23 protein-coding genes are annotated in these 25,258 nt (G+C 46.5%); 20 read left to right on the top strand and 3 right to left on the bottom strand.

Annotation, left to right across the window (positions count from 1 at the left end):
- Positions 1 to 285: 285 nt before the first annotated feature.
- The 4 genes from KQI_RS0117705 to KQI_RS0117690 all read left to right on the top strand — a co-directional run bounded on the left by KQI_RS0117705 (position 286) and on the right by KQI_RS0117690 (position 4,617).
- Positions 286 to 1,587, top strand: coding sequence for a hemolysin family protein (locus KQI_RS0117705; RefSeq protein ID WP_010348191.1), 1,302 nt, complete (start codon positions 286 to 288; stop codon positions 1,585 to 1,587).
- A 202-nt stretch (positions 1,588 to 1,789) separates the two neighbouring features.
- Positions 1,790 to 2,800 carry a biotin synthase BioB gene (gene bioB / locus KQI_RS0117700; protein WP_010348190.1) on the top strand — a complete coding sequence of 337 codons (1,011 nt, stop codon included), beginning with the start codon at positions 1,790 to 1,792 and terminating at the stop codon, positions 2,798 to 2,800.
- 35 nt (positions 2,801 to 2,835) lie between these two features.
- Positions 2,836 to 3,954 carry a glycerol dehydrogenase gene (locus tag KQI_RS0117695; RefSeq protein ID WP_010348189.1) on the top strand — a complete coding sequence of 373 codons (1,119 nt, stop codon included), beginning with the start codon at positions 2,836 to 2,838 and terminating at the stop codon, positions 3,952 to 3,954.
- Positions 3,955 to 4,125: 171 nt separating this feature from the next.
- Positions 4,126 to 4,617: a hypothetical protein gene (locus KQI_RS0117690; RefSeq protein WP_010348188.1), complete on the top strand. Its 492-nt coding sequence runs from the start codon at positions 4,126 to 4,128 to the stop codon at positions 4,615 to 4,617.
- Between the two features lie 71 nt (positions 4,618 to 4,688).
- Here the strand turns inward: KQI_RS0117690 and KQI_RS0117685 are convergent, their stop codons facing one another.
- Positions 4,689 to 5,921, bottom strand: a complete 1,233-nt coding sequence (locus tag KQI_RS0117685; protein WP_010348187.1) for an aminopeptidase — start codon at positions 5,919 to 5,921, stop codon at positions 4,689 to 4,691.
- 162 nt (positions 5,922 to 6,083) lie between these two features.
- On the opposite strand from KQI_RS0117685, the gene KQI_RS0117680 reads away from it, so the two are divergent.
- The 8 genes from KQI_RS0117680 (at position 6,084) to KQI_RS0117645 (ending at position 15,501) form a co-directional block, all read left to right on the top strand.
- Positions 6,084 to 6,380, top strand: coding sequence for a hypothetical protein (locus KQI_RS0117680; protein WP_010348186.1), 297 nt, complete (start codon positions 6,084 to 6,086; stop codon positions 6,378 to 6,380).
- Between the two features lie 125 nt (positions 6,381 to 6,505).
- Positions 6,506 to 7,327: an MBL fold metallo-hydrolase gene (locus KQI_RS0117675; protein WP_010348185.1), complete on the top strand. Its 822-nt coding sequence runs from the start codon at positions 6,506 to 6,508 to the stop codon at positions 7,325 to 7,327.
- Positions 7,328 to 7,465: 138 nt separating this feature from the next.
- Positions 7,466 to 8,485: an aldose 1-epimerase gene (locus KQI_RS0117670; protein WP_010348184.1), complete on the top strand. Its 1,020-nt coding sequence runs from the start codon at positions 7,466 to 7,468 to the stop codon at positions 8,483 to 8,485.
- 133 nt (positions 8,486 to 8,618) lie between these two features.
- The gene (locus KQI_RS0117665) at positions 8,619 to 9,329 is read left to right on the top strand and encodes a FadR/GntR family transcriptional regulator (RefSeq protein ID WP_010348183.1); all 711 of its coding nucleotides are present in this window, start codon (positions 8,619 to 8,621) and stop codon (positions 9,327 to 9,329) included.
- Between the two features lie 99 nt (positions 9,330 to 9,428).
- Entirely contained in the window at positions 9,429 to 10,973 is a 1,545-nt protein-coding gene (locus KQI_RS0117660; RefSeq protein WP_010348182.1) for a 2-isopropylmalate synthase, read from the top strand.
- A 160-nt stretch (positions 10,974 to 11,133) separates the two neighbouring features.
- Positions 11,134 to 12,522 (top strand): class II fumarate hydratase, encoded by a 1,389-nt coding sequence (fumC, locus tag KQI_RS0117655; RefSeq protein ID WP_010348180.1) that lies wholly within the window; start codon positions 11,134 to 11,136, stop codon positions 12,520 to 12,522.
- A gap of 196 nt (positions 12,523 to 12,718) precedes the next feature.
- Positions 12,719 to 14,185 (top strand): potassium/proton antiporter, encoded by a 1,467-nt coding sequence (locus KQI_RS0117650; RefSeq protein WP_010348179.1) that lies wholly within the window; start codon positions 12,719 to 12,721, stop codon positions 14,183 to 14,185.
- A gap of 194 nt (positions 14,186 to 14,379) precedes the next feature.
- A complete protein-coding gene (locus KQI_RS0117645) occupies positions 14,380 to 15,501 on the top strand; it encodes a phosphodiester glycosidase family protein (protein ID WP_010348178.1) in 1,122 nt (373 codons plus the stop codon).
- 119 nt (positions 15,502 to 15,620) lie between these two features.
- Here KQI_RS0117645 and KQI_RS0117640 read toward each other — a convergent pair whose 3' ends face one another.
- Positions 15,621 to 16,160 carry a helix-turn-helix domain-containing protein gene (locus KQI_RS0117640; protein WP_010348177.1) on the bottom strand — a complete coding sequence of 180 codons (540 nt, stop codon included), beginning with the start codon at positions 16,158 to 16,160 and terminating at the stop codon, positions 15,621 to 15,623.
- 266 nt (positions 16,161 to 16,426) lie between these two features.
- Here KQI_RS0117640 and KQI_RS0117635 point away from each other — a divergent pair, with 266 nt between their 5' ends.
- Complete coding sequence (locus tag KQI_RS0117635) at positions 16,427 to 16,840, top strand: DoxX family protein (protein WP_010348176.1); 414 nt, start codon at positions 16,427 to 16,429, stop codon at positions 16,838 to 16,840.
- 48 nt (positions 16,841 to 16,888) lie between these two features.
- Positions 16,889 to 17,755 (top strand): VOC family protein, encoded by an 867-nt coding sequence (locus tag KQI_RS0117630; RefSeq protein ID WP_010348175.1) that lies wholly within the window; start codon positions 16,889 to 16,891, stop codon positions 17,753 to 17,755.
- Between the two features lie 69 nt (positions 17,756 to 17,824).
- Here KQI_RS0117630 and glsA read toward each other — a convergent pair whose 3' ends face one another.
- Positions 17,825 to 18,763: a glutaminase A gene (gene glsA, locus KQI_RS0117625; RefSeq protein ID WP_010348173.1), complete on the bottom strand. Its 939-nt coding sequence runs from the start codon at positions 18,761 to 18,763 to the stop codon at positions 17,825 to 17,827.
- A gap of 136 nt (positions 18,764 to 18,899) precedes the next feature.
- On the opposite strand from glsA, the gene KQI_RS0117620 reads away from it, so the two are divergent.
- The 6 genes from KQI_RS0117620 (at position 18,900) to katA (ending at position 24,833) form a co-directional block, all read left to right on the top strand.
- Entirely contained in the window at positions 18,900 to 19,961 is a 1,062-nt protein-coding gene (locus KQI_RS0117620) for a DUF1835 domain-containing protein (protein ID WP_010348172.1), read from the top strand.
- 206 nt (positions 19,962 to 20,167) lie between these two features.
- Entirely contained in the window at positions 20,168 to 21,073 is a 906-nt protein-coding gene (locus KQI_RS0117615; protein WP_010348171.1) for an NUDIX hydrolase, read from the top strand.
- A 29-nt stretch (positions 21,074 to 21,102) separates the two neighbouring features.
- Positions 21,103 to 21,594: an NADAR family protein gene (locus KQI_RS0117610; protein WP_010348170.1), complete on the top strand. Its 492-nt coding sequence runs from the start codon at positions 21,103 to 21,105 to the stop codon at positions 21,592 to 21,594.
- A complete protein-coding gene (locus KQI_RS0117605; protein WP_010348169.1) occupies positions 21,591 to 22,490 on the top strand; it encodes a TIGR02452 family protein in 900 nt (299 codons plus the stop codon). The genes KQI_RS0117610 and KQI_RS0117605 overlap by 4 nt, the downstream gene beginning before the upstream one ends.
- 78 nt (positions 22,491 to 22,568) lie before the next feature.
- Positions 22,569 to 23,171 (top strand): adenylyl-sulfate kinase, encoded by a 603-nt coding sequence (cysC, locus tag KQI_RS0117600; protein ID WP_010348168.1) that lies wholly within the window; start codon positions 22,569 to 22,571, stop codon positions 23,169 to 23,171.
- Positions 23,172 to 23,375: 204 nt separating this feature from the next.
- Positions 23,376 to 24,833, top strand: a complete 1,458-nt coding sequence (katA, locus tag KQI_RS0117595) for a catalase KatA (RefSeq protein WP_010348167.1) — start codon at positions 23,376 to 23,378, stop codon at positions 24,831 to 24,833.
- The last annotated feature ends 425 nt before the right edge of the window (positions 24,834 to 25,258 follow it).

Genomic DNA, 25,258 nt, shown 5'->3' with positions numbered 1-25,258 from the left:
AAAGGAAGCTTTTTGACCTAAATAACAGCGGAAACTGATTTTTCTGACATTGCTTGTGGTTTGACTGTATAGAGTATAGTTATATAATTGAATATAAGCTGATAAAAATCTATTTAATCATGCGGAAAAATGCTTTTAGAAGCCGAAAGGAGTGAACGTGTTGGGAAGTTGACGCTGCTTATGATGTGTTATCGTTCTGTCTATGATGAAATTATCCGAAGGAGGTGCGCCTGTCTGCCGTAATGACGGCTGATGGGGAGCATATTGAGTGACCCTTTACCGAGTATGTTTAACTTAATTATTGTATTTGCATTAGTATTATTGAATGGTTTTTTTGTATCTGCGGAATTTGCCATGGTCAAGGTCAGAAGCAGCCGTATTGAAACATTGGTGGAGGCGGGCAACAAAAAAGCCGTGTACGCTGCCAATATGCTACGCAATTTGGATGCATATCTGTCAGCCTGCCAGTTGGGCATTACACTAGCATCGCTGGGACTGGGCTGGATCGGAGAGCCGGCCATCGCACATCTGATCGAACCTGTATTTACTGCCGCCGGATTGGGAGCGGTATATGTGCACGGAACTGCCGTGGTCATTGCATTTATTGTTATTACGATTTTGCATATTGTGCTGGGTGAATTGGCGCCCAAAACGATAGCGATTCGTAAATCTGAGACCATTACGCTGTATTCAGCCATGCTGATGACTTGGTTTTACAAGCTGATGTATCCGTTCATCTGGGTGTTGAATGGAATGGCGAACAGCCTGTTGCGTTTATTCCGTATGGAGCCGGTATCTGAATATGACGATTCCGCGCATACGGGAGATGAAATACGCATTCTGATGAAAGAAAGCAATAAGAGCGGACTAATTGACAATACGGAATTGGCGCTTGTTGATAATATATTTGATTTTACCGATACGACCGCCAGGGAAATTATGATTCCGCGTACCGAGATGATCTGTTTGTACAGCAATGAGTCCAGAGAGGAAAATCTCAGAATTGCGACGGAAAGCATGAGAACCCGTTATCCAATCTGCGCCGAAGATAAGGACCACATCATTGGCTTTATCCACATTAAGGACCTTCTGCGGGCGAACACACTGGATACCCGTACGATGATTCGACCGATTTTGGCTGTTCCTGAATCCACACAAATTAGTGACCTGCTTAAGCGCATACAGCGCAGCAAGACGCAAATTGCGATTTTGATTGATGAATATGGCGGAACATCGGGGATGGTAACGCTGGAAGACATTATGGAAGAAATCGTGGGTGAAATTCAGGATGAGTTCGATCAGGAACGTCCTGGCTGTGAGCAGATTAATGACGAGGAGTTTTCCATTGACGGTATGTTATTAATTGATGAAGTGAACGATCGCTTTGGACTGGAACTCGATCATGAGGATTATGATACGGTAGGAGGCTGGCTATACTCACATGTTGAGGTTATTCCTCCACAGCCGGGTCAGTCTGTCGAGTTTGAAGGATGTATGTTTGTTGTTGAGGAAGTTGAAAATAAGCGGATTTCACGTATTCGGCTGATAAAGCAGCCTGTCATCGTGGAGGAAGCAGGAGTTTCATAATGGAATAAAACCTTGGAAGCGACCTTGAATGATATGGGGTCGCTTTTTAATTTGCCTTCTTTACAGAAAGGGCATGAATTGATATGATGTTTGTGTTATTGTCAACCAAAATGAAACATATTAAGTTGACAATTGAAAAATGAATTTAAGTTATCCTGAGCATTTATTATTTTTCATGATCAAAATGATGGAGGTATGAAGTATGAAATTATTTAATGAGGGTTTGGAGTGGTACTCGTCGTTGGCGGATAAAGCGATCCACGGCACCAGGCTGACACTTAAGGAAGGCACCGCGATATTGGAAGCGGACGATGAGGACATATTGTCCATTATGCAAACTGCGTTCCGGGTACGGCATCATTTTTACGGCAAAAAGGTTAAGCTTAACATGATCATGAACGCCAAAAGCGGCCTGTGTCCGGAGGATTGCGGCTATTGCTCACAATCTATTGTCTCCACGGCGCCTGTCAGCAAGTACAGTATGCTGGACAAGGAATCTCTGCTGGCTGGGGCGCGTGAGGCGATGGCACGAAAAGCAGGGACGTACTGCATTGTCGCCTCCGGCAAAGGCCCAACAGATCGAGAGCTGGATCAGGTGATTGAGGCTGTGCAGGAAATTACCCGTACGATGCCGCTCAAAATTTGTGCTTGCCTGGGGATTCTAAAGCAAGATCAGGCCCAGAGACTGGCAGAGGCTGGTGTACATCGTTACAACCATAATATAAATACAAGCAAGGACAATTATCCGTCCATCACTACTACACATACATATGATCAACGGATCGAAACTGTTCAAATAGCTCAGTCTCACGGAATGTCTCCGTGCTCTGGCGTTATTATCGGTATGGGGGAAACGAATGAGGAAATCGTTGAAATGGCCTATGCCTTGCGGGAACTTGATGCTGATTCGATTCCGGTTAATTTTCTGAATCCGATTCCCGGAACCCCGCTGGAAGGAGAAAAACGAGTAACTCCGATCAGAGCATTAAAAGTACTGGCATTGTTCCGATTCATCTGTCCATCCAAAGAAATACGTGTCGCTGGCGGTCGGGAGCTGAATTTACGCTCACTGCAGCCTCTATCTCTATATGCAGCTAATTCGATTTTTGTAGGCGATTATTTGACGACAGAAGGGCAAGACGTCACAGCTGATCATCAAATGATTGAAGATCTCGGGTTTGAAATTGAGATGTGTGCCCTTTCCACCGTATAATAAGAGTTGTACAAACTTGAAAGGAGAGTTGAACAATGAGCGAAAAAGTATTTATTAGTCCAGGTAAATATGTGCAAGGGAAAAACGTGATTGATAAAGCTGGTGAGTATGTCAAGCCATTAGGTCAAACTGCCCTGGTTATTGCAGATAAGCTGGTTTGGGGCATCGCAGCCGACCGGGTAGTCAAAAGTCTGGAGCAGGCGGGGATTACGGCGGTTAAGGTTGAATTTCAAGGAGAAGCGTCCAAAAATGAAGTGAACCGTATTGCTGATCAGGGACGAAGCGGTGAGGTTGATATTGTCATCGGTGTTGGTGGTGGCAAAACACTGGATACCGCCAAAGCCGTGAATGAACTACTCGGTTCCTCGGTTGTGATTATTCCTACGACTGCTTCCACGGATGCACCGACCAGTGCGCTATCTGTCTTGTACACGGATGAAGGTGCGTTTGATACGTATTCCTTTTTTAGTAAAAATCCAAGCTTGATTCTGGTCGATACGAAAGTCATTTCCCAAGCGCCGCCACTATTCCTCTCCTCAGGTATTGCAGATGCTATGGCAACATGGATTGAAGCTCGCGCAGTGATCGAAGCTCGTGCAACGACCATGGCTGGCGGTTTGCCCACCTTGGCAGCCGAAGCCATTGCGTCCAAGTGCGAAGAGGTTCTTTTCGACTACGGACTGCAGGCTTACGAATCTGTAAAGCGTAAAGTCGTCACACCTGCGCTGGAAGCGGTGGTGGAAGCCAATACACTACTGAGCGGTTTAGGGTTTGAAAGCGGTGGCCTGGCAGGCGCACATGCGATTCACAATGGTTTTACCGTGCTGGAAGGGGACATTCATCACCTGACGCATGGTCAGAAGGTAGCTTTTGGCACCTTGGTACAGCTTGCCTTGGAGCAAAGACCTCTGACCGAGGTGGAACGATATATCGACTTTTATCTAAGGCTGGATCTACCCGTAACGCTGGAAGACGTTAAGCTTCAGGAAGCTTCACGCGAGGATTTGTATCGGGTAGCCCAGGCGGCCACGAAAGAAGGCGAAACCGCTCACAATCTGCCATTTGCCGTTACAGCGGATGATGTACTGGATGCGATTTTAGCTGCTGATCAGTATTCACGGGCTTATAAGGCTAAACTTGGATATAAGATCTAACCTAAAAAAACCAACTTTTTAGAATTTAAATGATAGACAAAGGCCGCTGATAAGCGGTCTTTTTTTTACCATTATTTAACTTGTAACTTATGTTATGATTTTATTGATACATAATCAGGAAATGCCGGAAGTACATCTACGGCTTACCTAAAACTTGAGAGGAGTTTAACGATGGCAAAATGGAATGTGGAAGACAACGGGACTCAATATAGTATTGAGTACAAGCGTGGCCTGAATGGCGGCAAAATCATTGTGAATGGGAGCGAGCAAAAAGTTAAAACCCAGAATGTATTTTTGAATTTGATTGATTTTCCAATCAAATTGAATAATAAAGCTGTGAATGTGGTGGTCATCGGCAACAAAGCGGATTTGGCCGTGGATGGTGTATATCTCGGGTCCAATAAGCCTTATGTTCCTGTGAGCAAAGTTCCCGGCTGGAGCTGGGCTTTTGTCACACTTAGCTTGGCTATTGGATGGCTATTCGCGGGGATCTTGGGTATATGTTTAGGAATCTTTGGCAGTATGTTTTATGTAAAATCATCTTTATCCATGCATCAAAGCACCAATCGAAGAGTTGTAAGCTGCCTTATTGTCTTTTTTATCATCAGCGTGGTACAAATTGTTTTTGGATTTGCAGCAAATTATTGGCTCAATACGTTATAAAATATATGTGATCACCTGCTGAAGTAGTAAGAAGGCTCCCCCGCATGAAGCGGCGAGAGCCTTTTTGCATTTTAGATCGCCCAATTTCCTTTACGAAAGATAGGCTCCTCCGTGCCGTCCTCGGTAACGCCGTTAATGTCCATTTCAGCTGAACCAATCATAAAGTCGACGTGCGTCAGACTGAAATTCAGACCATTCGCTACCAGTTCCTCTGCAGTCATATCCTTGCCGCCTTTAAGGTTAAATGCATAGGCATTACCAATGGCCAGGTGGTTGGATGCATTTTCATCAAACAACGTATTATAGAACAAAATATTTTTGTCAGAGATAGGTGACTTGTGAGGTACAAGAGCAACCTCTCCCAAGTAGTGGGAGCCTTCATCCATTTCTACGAGATGCTGAAGAGTCTCCAAACCTGTTTCAGCCTGTACATCGGCAATGCGTCCATTTTCAAAGGTCAACGAAAAGTTGTCGATAATATTGCCACTGTAGCTAAGTGGTTTGGTACTGCTGACTTTGCCGTTTACTCCTGTTTTAAGTGGAGCTGTAAATACTTCTTCGGTAGGCATGTTGGCTACGAAGGTATGTCCTTGTTGATTGACGCTTTCAGCAGCTACCCAGAGGTGATCCTTAGCCAATTCGATGGTGAGGTCGGTTCCTGGGGCTAAATAATGAAGTTTTTTATAGCGTTTGGCGTTTAAAATATCGGATTTGCTGGAAAGGGTTTTCAAATGCTCTTTCCACGCTTCCACGGGATTGTCCAGATCTACACGCACGGTGCTGAAAATAGCATCCCACAGCTTATCTATTTGCTCGGAAGCAGGCAGATCAGGGAATACTTTGGCTGCCCACTCTGCAGAAGGGTAAGCTACCAGTGACCAACTGAATTTGTCAGCCATTTGATATTCACGGTATTGTTGTAATTCATGTGACCGCACCCGCTGTGCAGCCGTGATTCGGCTGGACGGGATGCCTTTAAGCAGATCGGGATTTTCGGCAATAACATGGAGCACTGCCGCACCATGTTTAGCCTCTTCCGTCATTTCGGCTGCATACCATTTGGGGGGGATATTAAACGTTTCGTCAGGAGCCAGTTCATACTGTAACCGGGTGATGGTCTCATCGCTCCATTTTACTTTAACCAGCTTCGCTCCGACTGTGTAGGCTGATTTGACAATCAGTCGCACGAGTTCGGCGGACAAGATGGGAGCATGAACGACGAGGGTCTGTCCAGGCTGGACATTGACACCCACTCGAACGGCTAATTCGGCATATTTTTGCAATTTTTGTTGAAAATCTGACATGTTACATTCCTCCATTTCACGAAAAAGCCTTAAACAGGCTTGGGTCGCTTGCACAGTTTTTTTGCAAATTCTACGCATAGCTTATATATTGTACAATGTAACGAAAAGGTTCTCAAATCAATTTTGGTACATTTTAGGAAAAATGAAAGGGCGGATCAATGAATGACAGAGCAAAATTCACCTCAGGAAGTGAAGGAAGTACATATTCAACAGGCACAGATGACGAGAGATGAAAACGGTGTTTATTTAGGCCAAGCCATATTTGGAGTAGATGGACATCAGTCTGTATATGAAATTACATTCCACAGTAAAAGGGGGAAGGAATGGGACTACAGTCTTCATTTTGCGGGAGAATCGCGGGTAGAGGAAGAAATGCTGGAGATGGATGGCTGGATTGAAGAAAATGACGATTTATTCGATTATTTGCTGGATGCGGCTTGGAGCAAATTACCCGAGTAATGTAAACAGGTCTATTTTCGTGACAAGCGGATTATATTTAGCAGTGTCCGAATAATCTGCTGACATGGGGGAAGCCTATAGGTCGATAATAACAGGAAATTCCATGTGAATAGGAGGGTGACGCTTTGGCAAATCATCTGTTCACCGAAGGAATGACGGCAAATGAAGAGGCTGCTCCCGATCTCTTGAGCTTACGGACACTGTTTGTAAATATGTGTTTTGTCGGGGAGCCGGGAAGCCGAACCTGGGTGCTGGTGGATACGGGGATGACAGGATTTACAGATTCGATTATTCGCCAGGCTGAGGAACGGTTCACGGGCCCTCCGATTGCTATTGTGCTTACTCATGGTCATTTTGATCATGTAGGCTCTGTTATTGAGCTGGTACAGCATTGGGGGGCTCCAGTATATGCACATCCGCTGGAATTGCCTTATTTGACGGGAATGAAGGATTATCAGAAACCTGATCCCGGTGTGGGTGGAGGTTTGTTGTCGGGTATTTCTTTTCTATACCCCAATGATGCTATAGATCTCGATGATCGCATTGCTCCCTTGCCTCAGGATGGCAGTGTCCCTGGTGCTCCCGGCTGGAAGTGGCTGCATACGCCAGGACATACACCTGGTCATGTATCGCTTTTTCATGAGCGAAGACGGCTGCTGGTGGCTGGAGACGCTTTTATTACGGTGAAGCAGGAATCGGCACTGACTGTTATTTTAAAGGAAAAAGAAATTTTACAGGAAAAAGAAATCCACGGGCCGCCTGCGTATTTTACGACAGATTGGCAGGCTGCACAGCGCTCAGTGGTAATGCTGGCCGGTCTAAAGCCTGAGGTTGCAGTTACAGGGCACGGTCATTACATGCGTGGAACCAAGTTAAAGGATCAGTTGGAGCGACTTGCCGCTGATTTTGAGCGCATAGCTGTACCCAAACAGGGGCGGTATGTGTAACAATGTGAAAAGGACGATGCTTTACGAGGCGTCGTTTTTTTTGTGTTGACGTGGAATTTTTTTGCTGAGCATGGTATAGTCAAGCCAAAAGCAAAACGCTTTCATTAACCATCGTCATTTCATCAAGGAGGATTTTTGATGACACAACAGCATGCTGCAATTGGTGATCTTTATTACGGAATCCCTGCCATTCGTCTTAAATTTGGGCGGTATGAAGCAGTAGCCTTGCCGGGAAACGGTGCAAATCTGATTTCTTTTCGTGACAATGAACTGGGGTATTCTTTTCTGCGTGAGCCGGATGCTGACTGCATAGAGGCTTTTAAACAAAACCCGTCTGTTTATGGAATTCCTTTCCTGTACCCTCCAAATCGGTATGAGGATGGAAAATTCCTGTGGAATGGAGTTACATATGAGCTGCCGATTAACGAAGAGGCGACTCATAACCATTTGCATGGCTTTTTACACACCGTTCGGTGGGAGGTTGAGGATTACGGTTCCGGGGAGCAGGGCAGCTATGTGGTGATGAATCAGCATGTAAGGGAAGGGCATCCCATGTTCCGATACTTGCCGTTTACCTTCACGATGAAGCTGACGTACACTCTGGACGAATTTGGTCTACAACAGCGTTATGTGATCCATAACGAGGGTAATCAACCGATTCCCAACCTGTTTGCCTTCCACACGGCGATTCGGGTTCCGTTCGTACCCGATAGCTCGCCTGAGGATTACAAGATTAAGGTCACGATCGGTGAACGTCGTGAACTGACGAAGCGGCTGTTGGCCACCGGACAGTTCCAGTCTTTATCACCAGAAGAGGAATTGCTGAAGACAACGGGAGTTAGTCCTTATTTTGCTTCTATGGATAATCATTACACGGCAGTTCCGCAAAATGGACGCAACTATATGGAGCTGTCACACAGCAAGACAGGTGCTACCCTCGTGTACGATGTAGGCACAGCCTATAAGCATTGGATGATCTGGAACAACAAAGCGAACAAGGAATTTATTTGTCCTGAGCCGCAAATGAACATGATCAATGCACCGAATCGTACGGATTTGCCTGCGGAAGACATCGGGTTGATTGCACTGGCGCCGGGCCATATTTTTGAAACAACCAGCCGTCTGTATTGTGTTACACCAGCCAACATGAAATCGTAAAATAGATGATATAAAAATAAGCCTGGACCGTGTTGAGAACGGTTACCAGGCTTATTTTTGTAGAGAAGCCCCGAGGAAAACAGTTGCAGAGTACGAAGCAGCCATAGTATGATGTGAAACAGGAGATGATCAGATGAATGATGATATGGTGCCTTTTCAAGCCGTCAAACGCAAGCAAATTGCCGATGAAGTGGCTGAACAGTTGCAACGAAAAATAACAGCTGGTGAATGGAGCGTAGGTACAAGGATTCCAACAGAGCCTGAACTTATGAAGCTCTTTGGGGTTGGGCGATCCACCGTGCGTGAAGCGGTCAGCGTATTGGTGCATGCCGGTCTACTAGAGAAAAAGCAAGGACACGGAACCTTTGTCTGCCAACCGACGACCTCCCAGGAGCCATTGGACTACCGTCTAAGCCGCGCTGAAATCATCGAGGTTTATGAGGTGCGGAGTGTATTGGAGTTGGAGATTGCCAGATTGGCAGCCTTACGTCGCAATGACGAGGATTTACGCTTGATGCGGGAAGCGCTGGATCGCCGCGCGGCGACATTGGCTGCCGGAGATCTGGCTGGTTATCTGGATGCGGATATTACCTTTCACTTGGCTGTGGCTGGAGCTACTCGCAACAAGGTGCTTACGGACGTATATCGCAGCTTTGTAGAGGCGATTCGAAAGGCGCTGAACAATCTCGTTACCGATCCGGCAATGCAAAATCATTTTACATTACAGCATGAGAAAATATATGAAGCGATTCGGGATCAGGATGGTAAGGCTGCCGAGCTGTATAGCATTCAACATTTGGACGGTACCAAGCTGGAATTGCAAAAGCTTATGGCCAATTCATAATTTTTTTTGATTCTAAACATCAGATGATCATATGAATCCAATAATCTATAAACCTGCTTTTTGAGCATCTCCTAAAACTCAAGCAAAGGTGGTAGCTGTATGCGCAAGATATGGGTGTTGGACACAACGTTAAGAGATGGGGAACAATCACCGGGGGTTAGCCTGACCAGTACAGAAAAGGTGGAAATTGCCCTCCAGCTGCAAAAGCTGGGCGTAGATCGGATTGAAACCGGGTTTCCGGCCACCTCGCCTGGTGAGATATCCAGCATGCAGGAGATTGCCAAACACGTTACCCGCGCGACACTGGTTGGTTTTGCACGCTCCAAAGAACAAGATATTGATGCGGTCAGGGAGGCGCTACGGGGAGCGGAGGATGCCTGTCTTCACTTGTTCCTGGCCACCTCCCCCATCCACCGTCAGCATAAGCTGCGAATGAATAAGGAGAAGGTACTAGAGATCGCGGCTGCGGCCATTCGCTATGGACGCAAGTATTTCAGCAAGGTGGAATTTTCGGCGGAGGATGCCAGTCGTACCGAGCTGGACTTTATTTGTGAGGTCGTGGATATGGCGATCCGCGCAGGGGCGACAGTGGTCAACTTGCCGGATACGGTGGGATATGCCTCGCCCGATCAGTTCGGTGAAATGTTTAGAGCCGTAAGACAGCAAGTGCCCAACATCGAAAAAATACAGCTTAGCACACATTGTCACGATGATCTTGGTATGGCTACAGCCAATACTCTAGCAGCGATTCGTAATGGTGTAGATCAATTTGAAGGTACGATCAATGGTATCGGTGAACGGGCAGGAAACACACCGATTGAGGAGGTTGTACTGGCGCTTGATACCAGAGCAGAGCTTTATGAGGCACAGACGAGTCTGGTGCTGGAGGAGCTATATGCCACCAGTCGGCTGGTGAGCAAACGTACAGGGATGCCGGTGCCTGGAAACAAGGCCATTGTTGGAGCCAATGCTTTTGCACATGAGTCCGGCATTCATCAGGACGGCATGCTTAAGGAGCGTACAACGTATGAGATTGTCGCACCCGAACGCATTGGTATGAAGACGAGTAAGCTTGTGCTGGGCAAGCATTCGGGTCGGCATGCGTTTAAAGAAAAGCTGGCGGACCTGGGATTTGCTGCGCTGACAGACGAGCAGCTTCAGGAGGCGTTCCACAAATTCAAAATTCTGACCGACAAGAAAAAACAGGTGCTGGATGAAGATCTGCTCGTTCTGATGGATGAAAGCCGCGATGTCTCTCCCCGGATTTTCACCTTGGATTCCATTCAGGTGTCCTATGGCAATCAATCGGTTCCAGTAGCGTCTATTCGGTTGAGCAAACAAGATGGAAGCACAATTGATGAAGTAGCGATGGGTAACGGTTCCGTAGATGCTATTTTCAACGCTATAGATAAAGCCAGTGGTGAAACAGTGGAATTAGAGGACTATTCAATTCAGTCTGTAACCTATGGCAAGGATGCGCAGGGAGAAGTACACGCTATTCTGAGGCAAGGAGAGTACACAGCCCGAGGAAGAGGCACAAGTACAGACATTTTGGAAGCTAGCGCTAAAGCCTATATCGACGCACTGAACAAGCTGCTGGGCAGAAAAGAAGTCCATGCCAGAGGTAATATCACCATTAGCTGATTTGGAGAACAGACGGGTAGCTGATATTCTTTTTCTCCTCCGGCCTTATTGTAAAAAAACGCTTACAAAATAAATGATTACATTTGAAAATTAATGTATAATAGACAAAGAAGGTCACGATATTTTGTCTGAATTACATAAGCCAAGAGGAGGAAATGAATTGAACTACCGCATCGAAAGGGATACGTTGGGCGAAATCAAGGTACCGGCAGACCGCCTGTGGGGCGCACAGACACAACGAAGCAAGGAAAATTTCCCGATTGGCTCGGAGAAAATGCCATTAGAGGTTATTCAGGCGTTTGCGGTGCTTAAAAAGAGTGCAGCGATCAGCAACTATAAGCTGGGCAAGCTGTCACAGGAAAAGCAGGACGCCATTATTTACGCAGCAGATGAAATTCTCGCTGGACGAGTTGATGACCATTTCCCGCTGGTTGTATGGCAGACGGGGAGCGGTACACAGTCCAATATGAATGTGAACGAAGTCATTGCTCATCTGGGAAGCCAATGGTTGCAAGAGCAGGGAAAAGATGCGAAGCTGCATCCCAATGACGATGTGAATATGTCGCAAAGCTCAAATGATACGTTTCCCACGGCGCTTCATGTGGCGGGCGTTATTGCAGTCGAGGAGCGCTTGCTGCCTGCCATTGACAAGCTGAAAGGAACCTTCCAGCAGAAATCAGAGCAATTTAAGGATATTATTAAAATCGGACGGACTCATCTACAGGATGCGACGCCGCTTACACTAGGTCAGGAAATCAGTGGCTGGACTGCCATGCTGGACAAGAGCAAGCGAATGATCATCGACACGGTTCAATATATGAAGGAGCTGGCGATTGGTGGTACTGCTGTAGGTACAGGCATTAACGCCCATCCAGAGTTCGGTACCCGAACCTCTGCCGAAATTTCCAGCATTACTGGAAAAACGTTCACTTCTGCACCGAACAAGTTTCATGCACTCACCAGCCATGATGAGGTTGTAGCCGTACACGGGACAATCAAAGCGCTTGCCGCCGACCTGATGAAGATCGCCAATGATGTTCGCTGGCTGGCAAGTGGTCCACGCAGCGGTTTGGGCGAAATTACGATTCCTGCGAACGAGCCAGGCAGTTCCATCATGCCAGGCAAGGTAAATCCGACCCAGAGCGAGGCGCTGACGATGGTTGTTACGCAAGTTATGGGTAATGATGCAGCGATCGGCTTTGCTGCGAGTCAGGGTAATTTTGAGCTGAACGTGTTTAAGCCGGTTATTATTTATAATTTCCTGCAGTCCGTGAACCTGCTAGCCGATTCGATTGTGGCGTTTAATGATAACTGTGCGATCGGCATCGAGCCGGATCTCACTAAAATTGAGCACAATTTGAACAATTCGCTGATGCTGGTGACAGCATTGAATCCATATATCGGATATGAGAATGCCGCCAAAATTGCCAAGCATGCGCACGCGGAAGGATTGTCTCTCAAAGAAGCGGCTCTTCGTAGCGGCCTGCTGACCGAGGAACAGTTTGACCAATATGTCGTACCGGCGCAAATGATTCAGCCTAAAGCCTAAAGCGCGACACGTGTCGCAGCTAAGTCTATACAAAACATACATCCAGCTCATGAAGTGCTATTTTAGCACAGACCGTGAGCTGGATTTTTTCGATTTCTAAACAATTTTTGATCAGAAATTAGTATTCTGCATGATTTGAGGGTATATAGATAGAAGGCGAAAAATGAACAGCTATTTTCAAGATAGGAGAAGCCGTATGGAACAGACAACCGTCATTAATTTTATTGTGCTCTTGCTGTCCAGCTTACTGCTGGTCGGTGTACTGACTACCAAATTTTCCAGTCGCTTCGGTATGCCTGCGCTCGTTTTGTTTATTGTCGTTGGCATGGTGCTCAGTCAGTTTATTTATTTTGATAATGCCTTTATTACGCAGCTGGTGGGTATTCTCGCACTGATTGTGATCTTGTTTGAAGGCGGGATGCAGACGAAGTTTGCAGATATAAAGCCGGTTATTCGACCTGCGTTGTCATTATCAACGCTTGGGGTCATTGTTACGACAGTACTTGTTGGCGTTTGTGCAAAGTTTATTTTAGGCGCAGGTTGGATGGAATCTATGCTGTTCGGCGCTATTGTCGGATCGACGGACGCAGCGGCTGTGTTTTCCGTTTTGGGCGGTAAAAATATCAAGAAACGAATTACCTCTACGCTCGAAGCGGAATCCGGCAGCAATGACCCGATGGCTGTATTTCTCACCGTAACGTTGATTGAACTGATACATCACCCTGAGCAATCTATTTGGATACATATTTTATTATTTTTATGGGAGATGGGCTTTGGGCTGGTTATTGGTTTTGCACTTGGACGCTTAGGTGTATATGCCATTAATAGAATGAATTTTGAGTCATCCGGCCTGTATCCCGTGATGGCTCTGGCCTTTGCGATTTTGACGTATGCGGCGGCATCCTTGCTAGAAGCAAGCGGGCTGCTGGCGGTATATGTGATGGCTATCGTGCTGGGTAACTCCGATCTGACCTACAAGCGATCCATTATTCATTTTAACAATGGCTTCGCCTGGATGGTGCAGATTATGATGTTCGTCCTGCTCGGACTGCTGGTTTTCCCCGATCAGCTGCTGGGGATTGCGTGGCAAAGTTTGGCGCTTTCCTTTATCCTGATGCTGATCGCTCGTCCGATTGGTGTCTTCCTGAGCTTGCTCTTCTCCAGGTACTCAGTACGCGAAAAGACGTTGTTATCCTGGGCAGGGCTGCGAGGAGCGGTCCCTATTGTACTGGCCACCTATCCTCTGCTGGATGAGATGGATGTAGGGCCCATGTTTTTTAATGTTGTATTTTTCGTCGTGCTTACCTCTGCGATAATTCAAGGTACAACCATTTCGTGGCTGGCAGTGAAGCTTGGTTTAATGGGCCCTGACGAGACGTCGTCCCCTTCATTGCTGGAGTTGGTTTCTCTGGGAAAAACCACTTCGGAAATCAATCATATTCAGGTGCAAAAGGGGATGTCGATTGCAGGTAAAGCGATTCAGGACATGCAGCTTCCTGATGACATTTTATTTACCGCTATTATTCGCGATGAGCAGATCATTACTCCTAGAGGCACAACTGTGCTTGAGCCGGGGGACACGTTGTATGTGCTTAGTCCCAAGCTCAAGCGACAGCAGATGAAGGAACTGTTCATGCTGCTTGAACCGGAAGCTGCGCAGTAATGGGGGGATAACGGTCCTTCACATTCATGTGGAGGAATTTTTTTGTTGTGCTATTTTACAGCGTGATGAATCTGTTAAAAAATTGACACTATCATTCTAGAAAATTAGAATATGATAATGTCGATAGATGTTGCTGTTCAATAGATAACAATGAATTTTAAAGATTGAAGTCACCACAACAGGAGAGATGTTGAATGAAACCGGAAATCTTGCCACAGCGGGCAGCAGCTCGCAGGCCAAAAAATAAAAAGAAGAAACGGAAAGGTAGATTCCGCCGCTTTGTGCTGCGACTTTTTTTAGTCTTCCTGCTAGTAGGAATAGGAGGAGCGGCGTGGTTATTTTTAACACCTTCTGGCAAGGACATGCGCTATTTGGCTGCAGACACGTTAATTACGACGCAACATCGCCACTGGGCAAAGTATTTTATCGGTGAAGCAGAGGCACAAAAACGTGTGGCTGAGTATTCGGCTCGTTTTGAGCAGATGGGCGAGGAGAAGGACAGACATACGATTAATCTGTCTGATCTGGTTCCGACCAAGATGCAGCAGACGCCGCTGGTTGAAGTGGAAGAAGTGTCGGGCCGGAATTATCATGGCTATGTGATGACAGTGCATGACCCCACTAAAATCAGGCTCGGAATTCCTGCCAAGGTTGGCAGGGGAGAACGGGTATCCAGCATGGTTGAGCGTTTGGGAGCCATTGCTGGCGTAAATGGTGGCGGCTTTGCCGATCCCAACTGGGACGGGAACGGCTTCAAGCCGATTGGCGTTGTTATCTCCCAGGGGCAAATTTACTACAACGACATGGGGAAAAATGCTTCTGTCCAAATCGTAGGGATTGATAAGCAGGGGAAGATGATAGCCGGGCACTATTCACTGTCTGAACTGTCCAAAATGAATGTGCAAGAAGCGGTTACCTTTCAGCCGCGCTTAATCGTCAATGGGAAAGGTCTAATCCGCAATGCCAGTGAAGGGTGGGGGATTGCTCCCCGTACTGCGATGGGACAAAGAGCCGACGGCGCGATTATTTTCGTGACTGTTGACGGGCGTCAGCCTGGTTACAGCATCGGTGCTAATTTGTACGATATGCAAAATATTTTGCTAAAGCACGGAGCAGTTATAGGTGCTAATCTGGATGGTGGGTCATCGACCGTGCTCGTTAAGGATCGCGCTATTATCAATAAGCCTTCTTCCGAATACGGCGAGCGATATTTGCCGACAGCGTTTCTCGTATTTGAGCATCCGGAAACCGTCAATATTCCGAACATCTGGGCAGGTCTGAATCCTGAGGACATTGATGCAGCCAAAAAGAGATAATTAGCCCACTCGTAATGAAAAAACTAAAAGCGCGTATCGTTGAAGTAAAAGATCACTTCCCGGTACACGCTTTTTTTAATGAAATTTGCGATTTATACGGTGCCGTGCTCCAGCCTGAATTAAGCGTCATTTTCGGCTTCGAGAAACACGGCAATCAGGACGCGGGCGTTGCTTTCCCCTACATTTTTAGCATAATGGGGGATGGCTGCCCTCCAGCTAAAGGAATCCCCCGCTTCAAGCGTAGCAGAATCCTCGCCTTGCTCTACATACACTGTGCCTTCCAAAATATAATGAATTTCATCTCCAGCATGGGCATGCTCTTCTTCTGTTGATGAGCCTGGCGGCATGTCCACCAGCATCATTTTAACGTTACCCTGACCCCCTAAATGGTCGACCTGAAGGTTGTTTTTACCATACACCGTTTTACGGCGCTCGTCCTTGCGAATCACCTGCATTCGTTCCTCTTCTTTAAGAAGCAGAAAAGCGAGAGGGACCTTAAGCGCATTGGCGATGCTGTCGAGTGTAGCGATGGAAGGGGAGGTTTTATTGTTTTCCACCTGGCTCATAAACCCTTGTGATAGTCCAGTTCGCTCACATATTTGCTGAATGGATAAATTTTTACGTTTACGTGCTGCCCTTATGTTGCATCCTATACCCATAGAGCTTTCCTCCTTTATGAAAATATACTATATACTAATTTAATATTTATCATACCAAATATTTTGTTGACAGACTACAGTTTCATATGATAAATTCGCATTACAAAATAATTATTCCTATTACTAATAATTTGAGTTTAATTCACACCAATCTATTGCAGCATAGATTCGAATTGTATTATTTTTTAAGCAAATTATTAGTAATATAAATTAATTATTCATATACACTTGTGAGTGTGAAAAACAAACAGAATGGAGAGATAGACATGAGTTCAGCAAGTAGAAACATTTCTACAATTATGCGGGTGGCGCTGGGGATTTTGTTTTTGGCACACGGAATCGCCAAATTCCAAATGGGGTTGGGTAATGTAGCAGGCTGGTTTTCCAGCATTGGCATTCCAGGATTTTTAGGTTATGTCGTTGCGGTGATTGAGCTGGTCGGCGGGATTGCATTAATCCTCGGATTGCTTACTCGTTATGTGTCCGCACTTTTTGTGATTGTTTTGATCGGTGCGATTTTTACAGCTAAATTGTCCGGTGGGTTAATGGGGAATGGTCAAGGTGCCGGCTATGAGCTAGATATTGCTTATATTCTGGTAGCTCTTCATCTGGTTTTTGCACCGACGACCCGCTTGTCTCTCGATTCTTTGTTCAGCCGTCGTACATCAACAGAACATTAATTTTGGGATAGTTTGCTCCTCCAATCCATGAAGAAAGAGGGAAATCTCATGACAGCGCATATTCATGACAAAACTACCATCGGGCAGGTTTCACTAAAGGTTAGTAACCTGGAGCGCTCGATTCGATTTTATACCGAGGTCGTTGGTTTTCAGCTGCTGCGTCAAACGGCGGATACTGCTGAATTAACTGTGGACGGGGAGCATCCGCTGCTAACTCTAAAATATATTGAAAATGCAGTCATTCTTCCGCGCCAGTCTGCAGCCGGACTATACCACTTTGCTATTCTTCTACCGAACCGTGTGGCTCTGGGACTGTCTCTACGCAATCTGCTGGCACATGAGATTGAAATCGGACAGGGAGACCATGATGTAAGTGAAGCACTATATATCCATGATCCTGATCATAACGGGATTGAAATCTATGCAGATCGTCCTCGCGATCAATGGAAAAAAGATGCCGATGGATTTTATATTATGGGTACAGATCCCGTGGATGCGGAAGGCTTAGTAGCCATTTCCGAAAACTTGCCTTGGCAGGGACTGCCGCAGGGAACCGTAATTGGTCACGTTCACTTCCATGTGTCCAATTTGCTCAAGGCACAGCAATTTTATTGCGATGTGCTTGGGTTTGACATTACGTCCCGGTATGGCTCCTCGGCGATGTTCATCTCCGCAGGAGGTTACCACCACCATATGGGCTTGAATATATGGGCAGGGGAAGGCGCACCCCCAGCTCCTGAGAACGCAGCAGGATTGGATTATTTTGAGTTGATTGTGCCGGATCAGAAGGAATTGGACGCGATTGTCGCTCGTTTGGCGACAGCGGGCTATGCCGTGCAAGAACGAGAGGGTGCCAAGTATGTAGCTGACCCGTTCCGCATTAACATTAAACTGGTGAGCGGTCAGAACGAATAATAGTTTAGAAGCACAACAAGCAGGGGATTCCCAAAAGCCATTAGGCCGGAAATCCCCTGTTTTCGTATACTAAAACAAGCTCCAATCCAAATCCCGGGACATGGTCTCCAGCAAATGTACACCCGCTGTACTGTTGCCCATACGGTTCAAGGAAGGTCCCACCAGTCCAATGCCATATCGTCCGGGCACCATCGTCATAATGCCGCCGGATACACCGCTTTTGGCGGGGAGTCCGGCCTGAATGGCGAACTCTCCAGAGGCGTCATACATGCCGCATGTCGTCATAAAAGTTTTGGCGATCTGCACATAGCGGCGGGGAATCAGAGGTACGCCTGTAACCGGATCACGGCCGTTATAGGCGAGTACGAGTCCCATACGTGCCAAATCCGTACAGTTCATTTTTACAGCGCAATGTCTGAAATAAACCTCCAGTACGTCCTCGACATGACCTCTTAGAATCCCTTTTTCCATCAGAAAATAAGCAAGGGAACGGTTCAGATGGCCTGTGGCAGATTCCGAATCGTAGACATCCTGGTCATATTCCAGTGTGTCGTTACAGGCAAGCAGACGAAAAAATTGCAGGACACGGGCAAACTTTTCCCCCGGGCTGTTTCCGCGAATCAAAGAGGAGACGGCGATGGCTCCAGCGTTAATGAGCGGATTAAACGGAATACCTGGCTCGACCAGCTCCAGCTTTAACATGGAATTAAAACGATCTCCCGTAGGCTCCATACCCACCTTGGAAAAGACAACGTCCTCTCCGTTATCCATCAAGGCCAGGATGAGCGTGAATACCTTTGAGATGCTCTGCATCGTAAATGGGAGCTCCGTATCCCCGGCTACCACGGTCTCGCCCGCACCGTTCATCACAACAATACCTAGCGCGTCTGCCGGCGCTTTAGACAATTCGGGAATATACGCCGCTACCTTGCCATGTATGTACTCATGACGGCTTTGCTCCACCCATTCCGGCAGTTTGGTTTGTAGTTTCTGCCACTCCGATGTCATTTCTTTTCCTCCAGTCAAGTAACCATCCTGTGGTATTGTTATTGTAGAGCAAGAAGTGATAGCTATACACTTATTCTAAAGAAATTTTCGGTCGAAAGACAAGCCTAAATTGGACCGATTGAGAGGAGCAGATGACTTGTCATCTAACAATAAAGCAAATTTTGATGAAGATTATAATGAGGTATTCAATGGTCGAAGACTTAAAAACTTTGTACAGAATGTGCTGGAGCAGGCTGTAGCCTTATCGGACAGAAACCCTGAATGGGCTAATTACATATTGGAGCAGTGGGCAAACCATGTGGAGGCAAGCCGAAATGAGCGTTTGGAGTATGAGCGTACTCGGGAAAGGCATGTACACTTACTGTTCTCTCAGTCTGCAGGGGGCTCGATGAAACAAGGACTTTCAGGTGCAGGGCTGCGGGATGAGAGTAAAGTGCTGTGTTTTAATGATCTATTTTCTATAGGGCCGTTATGGGGGCTGGAAACACGAGAAGGACAAGAAAAACGTCATAGCTGGTTGGCTGAGCGGATGGTTCAATATGAATCTTTCCATTACGCCAATTGGGAGCACCGTGTTGAACAAATGATGGCTACTCTTAGTGAAATTTCTGATGAGAAGTCGATCTCAATCTGGTGTGGCTCTAATGCTCATGAGCAGGTCGGATTACGTTTTGCATTATATGTTCTGCGAAACAGGGCTACGCCTATTCGGATCATCAATGTTACGGATGCCATGGAACGGGAGTCGAATGATCATTTAAATGCTGATACTGAGAATCTATTCCCTTTATCCATGAGTGTGGTAGATTCGAAAGAAATTGAACGGGTCATTAAGCGAAATGAAGATAAAATTCATGTTGTAAGCATGGAAGACCGACGACGCTACGAACAAGAGTGGCTGGTGCTCAGTGAACAAGATAGTGTGCTGAGATTATGGGACAATGACCAGATCGTTCATGTGCCAGAAGATTACTTTGACCAGGCTTTGCTGGAGATGATTGACCAACTACAGTTGGAAGAGAATCGGCAATACGTAAACACCGGAAAAATTATAGTTGAGGCGTTGACACAATGGCCGCAGCTAGGCAGCGACAGCTTTTTGGAATATCGGATTCAATACTTAATTGCGCATGGCGAACTCGAATTTTTAGGAATGCCGGGAATGCAATATCGCTATGCTGTGAAACCAAGAGGGTAAAACCACGAAACCCGGTCCATACAAGACCAGGGTTTCTCTTTATTTTTCAGACATTGGAGTGCAATATCCTTTATCTGATTGAATGCGGTTTCATGGAGAAAATGTTGACGGGGCCATTTCTATATATTACTATATTGATATTAACATTTTGTTTTTATCACGAAAGTAATAACCTTTACCCATATATGAACAGGAAGGTGACACAAGTGACAGAAATACCAAAATACAATCCTGGTGGCTTGACGGAGGAGCAATTTCTGGCCGCTTATGATGCAACACAATACGAGCGTCCGTCAGTAACGGTAGATATGCTGCTTTTTACTGTAATGGATCAGTTCCAGCATAATTATCGCAAGCTGCCAGAGAAGACACTCCAACTGCTTTTGATCCAGAGAGGGGAGCACCCATTCATAGGGCAATGGGCGTTGCCGGGTGGTTTTGTAGGGATGGATGAAAGCCTGGAACAAGCCGCACGACGTGAGCTTAAAACCGAAACAAATGTGGATCAGATTTATATGGAGCAGCTATACACTTGGGGAGATGTAGCCCGTGATCCACGTATGCGGGTCATCAGTTGCGCTTACATGGCATTGGTAGACCACGACTCCCTGGAGGTACGAGCTGGGGACGATGCCGCGGATGCCAGATGGTTTGAGCTGGATTACAGCGTGGCTCAGGAGACGCGGACGAACCAACCGGAAGGTTACACGTGGGAGCAGGATATTGACGTTACCCTGAAGCATGGGGACATTCACCTGTCAGCCAAAGTAAAAGTGACTGAAATCCTGAAGGGGAAAACGATTGAAATCAAGCGAGAAGTATTGGAGTCACAGGGTATTGCCTTTGACCATGCCAAAATTATTGCTTACGGCATCGAGCGTCTGCGCAGCAAAATTGAATATACAGATATCGCATTTCATTTGATGCCATCCTTATTTACATTGGGTGAGCTTCAACAGGTATATGAAATTATTTTGGGTAAGGAGCTGCTGGCTGCGGCCTTCCGTCGTAAAATAGCAGATCTCGTAGACGAGACGAATGAATACAGAAAAGCGGCTGGACACCGTCCGTCCAAGCTATACCGTTTCAAACCCAGGTCACGTCTTATATAGTTTAAAGGATTAAGAAAGTAGGGATTTTTATGGAAAAGTTTACATTTTTTTATCGCAGTCATTCGCCATTTTCACAATGGTATCCCTCTGATTTTGTCGTAGATGGATTGGAGTTTAACTGTGCGGAGCAATATATGATGTTTAAAAAAGCGCAGCTTTTTGGGGATGAAGAGGCGGCACGGAAAATTATGCTGGCATCTACCCCTCGGGAGCAAAAGGCTCGTGGTCGTAGTGTTCGCGGGTTTGATCAATCCTTGTGGGATCAGAATTGCCGGCAGTTTGTGTATGACGGTAACTATGCCAAATTTACGCAAAATCCGAATTTGCTCAAGTACCTGCTTAAAACGAAGGGAACCACACTGGTTGAGGCTAGTCCGACAGACACTATTTGGGGTGTAGGCTTGGCTGAAAACGATGCCCGCATATACAACCGCAAGTCATGGCGTGGCACGAACTGGCTAGGGGAAATATTGACGAACTTACGTGAGGATATATTGAAAAAGGAGGAATTGTCATCATGACAAGTACGATGAATCACCGGAGCACCCGGGATGCTCGATCACAGATGGCACAGGAAACGCTATCTATTTTGGAGCATGGATATTATACAAATATCCAACAAGCACAAGTGAATATGGCAAAAGAAGTGGATAAGGCGATCACAGACTCGAAGCTGTATACACCTTCTCAGCTGGTGGCTGTAAAGCAAGAGGCGGAACAAAAGATAAAAAGCGCACCGGAGACTTCTTCACTCATAGACGAACGGGCGCTTACTGCAAAGCTGGAAGTTACGGGAGAAAGCACGTTGCAGGCTGCATTTAGGCTCCGGGTCCAAGAGAAGCTGGAGCACGTGGCGTGTTTAAATTTTGCATCAGCTAAAAACCCGGGTGGTGGATTTCTCGGAGGCAGCCAGGCCCAAGAGGAAAGCTTGGCTCGTTCGTCAGCCATGTATCCCTGCATTTCACAAATGGAAGAAATGTACCAGCATAACCGAAAGCTGCGTAGCTGTTTTTACTCGGATTATATGATTTATTCGCCTGAAGTTCCGGTATTTCGGGATGATCAGGGAGCCTTGCTGAATGAGCCGTATCTGGTCGATTTTCTGACTGCTCCTGCTGTTAATGCTGGAGTCGTGCGAGAACGGGAGCCAGAACAGGTCAGCCGAATAGGTGAAGTGATGTTGGAGCGTATCCGTTACATACTTGGAATGGCCAAGCAAAACGGGGTCGAGCATCTCGTACTGGGAGCCTATGGCTGCGGGGTATTCCGCAATAAGCCGGAAGAGGTTGCAGGCTGGTTCAAGCAAGTGATTGTAGAGGAGGGCTATGCCTTGTTGTTTGAACGGATTGTTTTTGCAGTATTGGATCATACGGCGGGGCAGCGTACCTTAAACAGCTTTAAAACAGTCCTTTCCTGAAGCTGGAGATCATGCTATAAAAAATGCTTATTATAATATCTCATGAAAAGCAATACATCATGAAAAGGAGAGTGCTGAATGAATCCATCCTCGAACATTACCTGGCATGCGTCAGATGTTAATAAGCAAGCGCGTCAGCTTCTGAATGGACATAAAAGCCCGGTGCTTTGGTTGACGGGGCTGTCTGGCTCGGGAAAGTCAACGGTATCCTCCACACTGGAAAAAGCATTATATGTACGCGGCATACGCACGTTTATTTTGGATGGGGATAATGTTCGACATGGCTTGAATCGTAACCTGGGCTTCCTGCCTGCTGACCGTAAGGAAAATATCCGCCGTATTGCTGAAGTGTCAAAGCTGATGGCACATGCGGGTGTTTTAACGATATGCGCCACCATTTCCCCTTACCGTGAGGACCGTGAAATGGTAAAGGAGATTTTACAGCAGGAAGGGTGTTATGAGATCTATATACAGTGCAGTCTGGAGGAATGTGAGCGGCGTGATCCAAAAGGAATGTACAAGAAAGCGCGAGCGGGAGAAATTCGTCATTTTACGGGGATTGATGCGCCTTATGAAGTACCGCTGGAGCCTGATCTCATCGTATCTACTGAGGGTCGGGAGGTAGCCCAGTCGGTTCAAGATATCCTGGATTTTCTCGACCGGGAATCCTTGCTGTTCTAACCTTCGCCAAACCTTTTTCAAATCTTCCTGAAATCTTCATTATCCATTTTGGAATTCATGTTTAAATAGAATAGACCTCTCCATTTTGAAGCCGTCTGAATCTCCCCCTGGCCTGGTTCTTTCAGATTATATGGTGTCAGAGGTGGGAGGTCTTTTTGAGTACAACACATTGTCAACCAATTCATTCAAGAGGTGATTTCAATCATGAGTAAACAACCAACCAACCTGACTACAAGCTGGGGCGCTCCTGTCGGCGATAATCAAAATTCCATCACTGCCGGATCACGTGGACCTACACTGATTCAGGATGTGCATTTGCTGGAGAAACTAGCACATTTTAACCGCGAACGTGTGCCGGAGCGTGTTGTTCATGCCAAAGGTGCGGGAGCGCACGGATATTTTGAAGTCACTAATGATTTGTCTGCGTATACCAAAGCAAGCTTCTTGTCCGAGGTAGGCAAACGTACACCGATGTTTATCCGCTTTTCTACCGTTGCAGGTGAGTTGGGCTCGGCTGATACAGTACGCGATCCGCGCGGATTTGCGGTGAAGTTTTACACAGAGGAAGGCAACTATGATCTCGTAGGCAATAATACGCCGGTCTTCTTTATTCGGGATGCGATCAAATTCCCTGACTTTATTCATACGCAAAAACGCCATCCCCAAACTCATCTGAAAAATCCGAATGCGGTGTGGGATTTCTGGTCTTTATCTCCTGAATCACTGCACCAGGTAAGTATCCTCATGTCTGACCGCGGTATTCCCGCCACACTCAGACATATGCACGGTTTTGGTAGTCACACGTTCAAGTGGGTGAATGCCGAGGGGCAGGCCGTATGGGTAAAATATCATTTTAAAACAGAGCAGGGCGTACAAAATCTCGATGTCGATTTGGCTGCAAAAATTGCCGGTGAAAATCCGGATTATCATACAGAAGATTTATTTCAGGCTATTGCGAAGGGTGATTTTCCTGCATGGAGGCTTTATGTGCAGATTATGCCATTAGAGGATGCAAACACATACCGTTTTGATCCATTTGATGTGACCAAGGTATGGTCGCAAAAGGATTACCCGCTGATCGAGGTAGGACGTATGATTCTGAATCGTAATCCTGAAAACTATTTTGCAGAAGTAGAGCAGGCGACGTTCTCTCCGGGTTCATTTGTGCCGGGTATTGAAGCATCTCCGGATAAAATGCTGCAAGGACGCCTGTTTGCCTACGGTGACGCCCATCGCTACCGTGTAGGTGCTAATCACAATTCACTGCCGATCAACCGTCCGCATGCGGAAGTACACAACTACCAGCGTGATGGTGCATTGCGCAGTGACAGCAATGGCGGCGGATCTGTCTACTACGAGCCTAACAGTCTCGGTGGACCTACAGAATCCCCGGAGCACAAAATCGCTCCTTTTGAAGTGTCTGGCGAAGCTCAAAGTGTAGCCTACGATCATCATGATCACTATACACAGCCGGGAGATCTGTACCGCTTGCTCAGTGAGGATGAGCGTGTACGTCTGGTGCAAAACATCGTAAATGCGATGAAGCCTGTAGAAAGCAACGAAATTAAGCTGCGCCAGATTGGACACTTCTACAAAGCTGATCCTGAATACGGACGCCGCGTAGCCGAAGGATTGGGATTGACCGTTCCTCAAGGCGAATAAAAGCATCCGCGTACTTTAGCATTAAGACTTTTCCATACAATAAAAGGATGCCCCAACGCCACGTACATGGTTGATGGGGCATCCTTTGCTTTTGAGTACGATATAAATCACGTGTGTATGGTGGACGCTCCACGAACGGAACGTTACTCCAATCGCTGTTGTCTCCAGATTTATTGAATCACACTAAGCGGTATAAATCTGGAGACAAAGGCGACCGCTACCGCTTTTCCGCAATCGTTCCGTTCTCTCCGCTGCTTTTAGGTGTTCTAGTTTTATAAACCAAGGAAAAATTCTAAAACTAGAAAGCCGCAAGCCCCCAATAATACGAGGTTTTGCGGCTTATTTTGGTGTGTTTCGGTGTTTAAAAGTAAACAGCATAAAGCAAGCGTAGAGGACGGAATCGTTCTGTAGAAGCGTCAGCGTTC

The sequence above is a fragment of the Paenibacillus peoriae KCTC 3763 genome, assembly GCF_000236805.1.
GTDB lineage: Bacteria > Bacillota > Bacilli > Paenibacillales > Paenibacillaceae > Paenibacillus > Paenibacillus peoriae.
This window is presented reverse-complemented; position numbering and strand designations above follow the sequence as displayed.

What these genes read in the sequence shown, in the direction of transcription:
- KQI_RS0117705 (WP_010348191.1), top strand. Translation starts at nt 286, where the DNA reads ATGTTTAACTTAATTATTGTATTTGCATTAGTATTATTGAATGGTTTT.
- bioB (WP_010348190.1), top strand. Translation starts at nt 1,790, where the DNA reads ATGAAATTATTTAATGAGGGTTTGGAGTGGTACTCGTCGTTGGCGGAT.
- KQI_RS0117695 (WP_010348189.1), top strand. Translation starts at nt 2,836, where the DNA reads ATGAGCGAAAAAGTATTTATTAGTCCAGGTAAATATGTGCAAGGGAAA.
- KQI_RS0117690 (WP_010348188.1), top strand. Translation starts at nt 4,126, where the DNA reads ATGGCAAAATGGAATGTGGAAGACAACGGGACTCAATATAGTATTGAG.
- KQI_RS0117685 (WP_010348187.1), bottom strand. Translation starts at nt 5,921, where the DNA reads ATGTCAGATTTTCAACAAAAATTGCAAAAATATGCCGAATTAGCCGTT.
- KQI_RS0117680 (WP_010348186.1), top strand. Translation starts at nt 6,084, where the DNA reads ATGACAGAGCAAAATTCACCTCAGGAAGTGAAGGAAGTACATATTCAA.
- KQI_RS0117670 (WP_010348184.1), top strand. Translation starts at nt 7,466, where the DNA reads ATGACACAACAGCATGCTGCAATTGGTGATCTTTATTACGGAATCCCT.
- KQI_RS0117665 (WP_010348183.1), top strand. Translation starts at nt 8,619, where the DNA reads ATGAATGATGATATGGTGCCTTTTCAAGCCGTCAAACGCAAGCAAATT.
- KQI_RS0117660 (WP_010348182.1), top strand. Translation starts at nt 9,429, where the DNA reads ATGCGCAAGATATGGGTGTTGGACACAACGTTAAGAGATGGGGAACAA.
- KQI_RS0117650 (WP_010348179.1), top strand. Translation starts at nt 12,719, where the DNA reads ATGGAACAGACAACCGTCATTAATTTTATTGTGCTCTTGCTGTCCAGC.
- KQI_RS0117645 (WP_010348178.1), top strand. Translation starts at nt 14,380, where the DNA reads ATGAAACCGGAAATCTTGCCACAGCGGGCAGCAGCTCGCAGGCCAAAA.
- KQI_RS0117640 (WP_010348177.1), bottom strand. Translation starts at nt 16,160, where the DNA reads ATGGGTATAGGATGCAACATAAGGGCAGCACGTAAACGTAAAAATTTA.
- KQI_RS0117635 (WP_010348176.1), top strand. Translation starts at nt 16,427, where the DNA reads ATGAGTTCAGCAAGTAGAAACATTTCTACAATTATGCGGGTGGCGCTG.
- KQI_RS0117630 (WP_010348175.1), top strand. Translation starts at nt 16,889, where the DNA reads ATGACAGCGCATATTCATGACAAAACTACCATCGGGCAGGTTTCACTA.
- glsA (WP_010348173.1), bottom strand. Translation starts at nt 18,763, where the DNA reads ATGACATCGGAGTGGCAGAAACTACAAACCAAACTGCCGGAATGGGTG.
- KQI_RS0117610 (WP_010348170.1), top strand. Translation starts at nt 21,103, where the DNA reads ATGGAAAAGTTTACATTTTTTTATCGCAGTCATTCGCCATTTTCACAA.
- KQI_RS0117605 (WP_010348169.1), top strand. Translation starts at nt 21,591, where the DNA reads ATGACAAGTACGATGAATCACCGGAGCACCCGGGATGCTCGATCACAG.
- cysC (WP_010348168.1), top strand. Translation starts at nt 22,569, where the DNA reads ATGAATCCATCCTCGAACATTACCTGGCATGCGTCAGATGTTAATAAG.
- katA (WP_010348167.1), top strand. Translation starts at nt 23,376, where the DNA reads ATGAGTAAACAACCAACCAACCTGACTACAAGCTGGGGCGCTCCTGTC.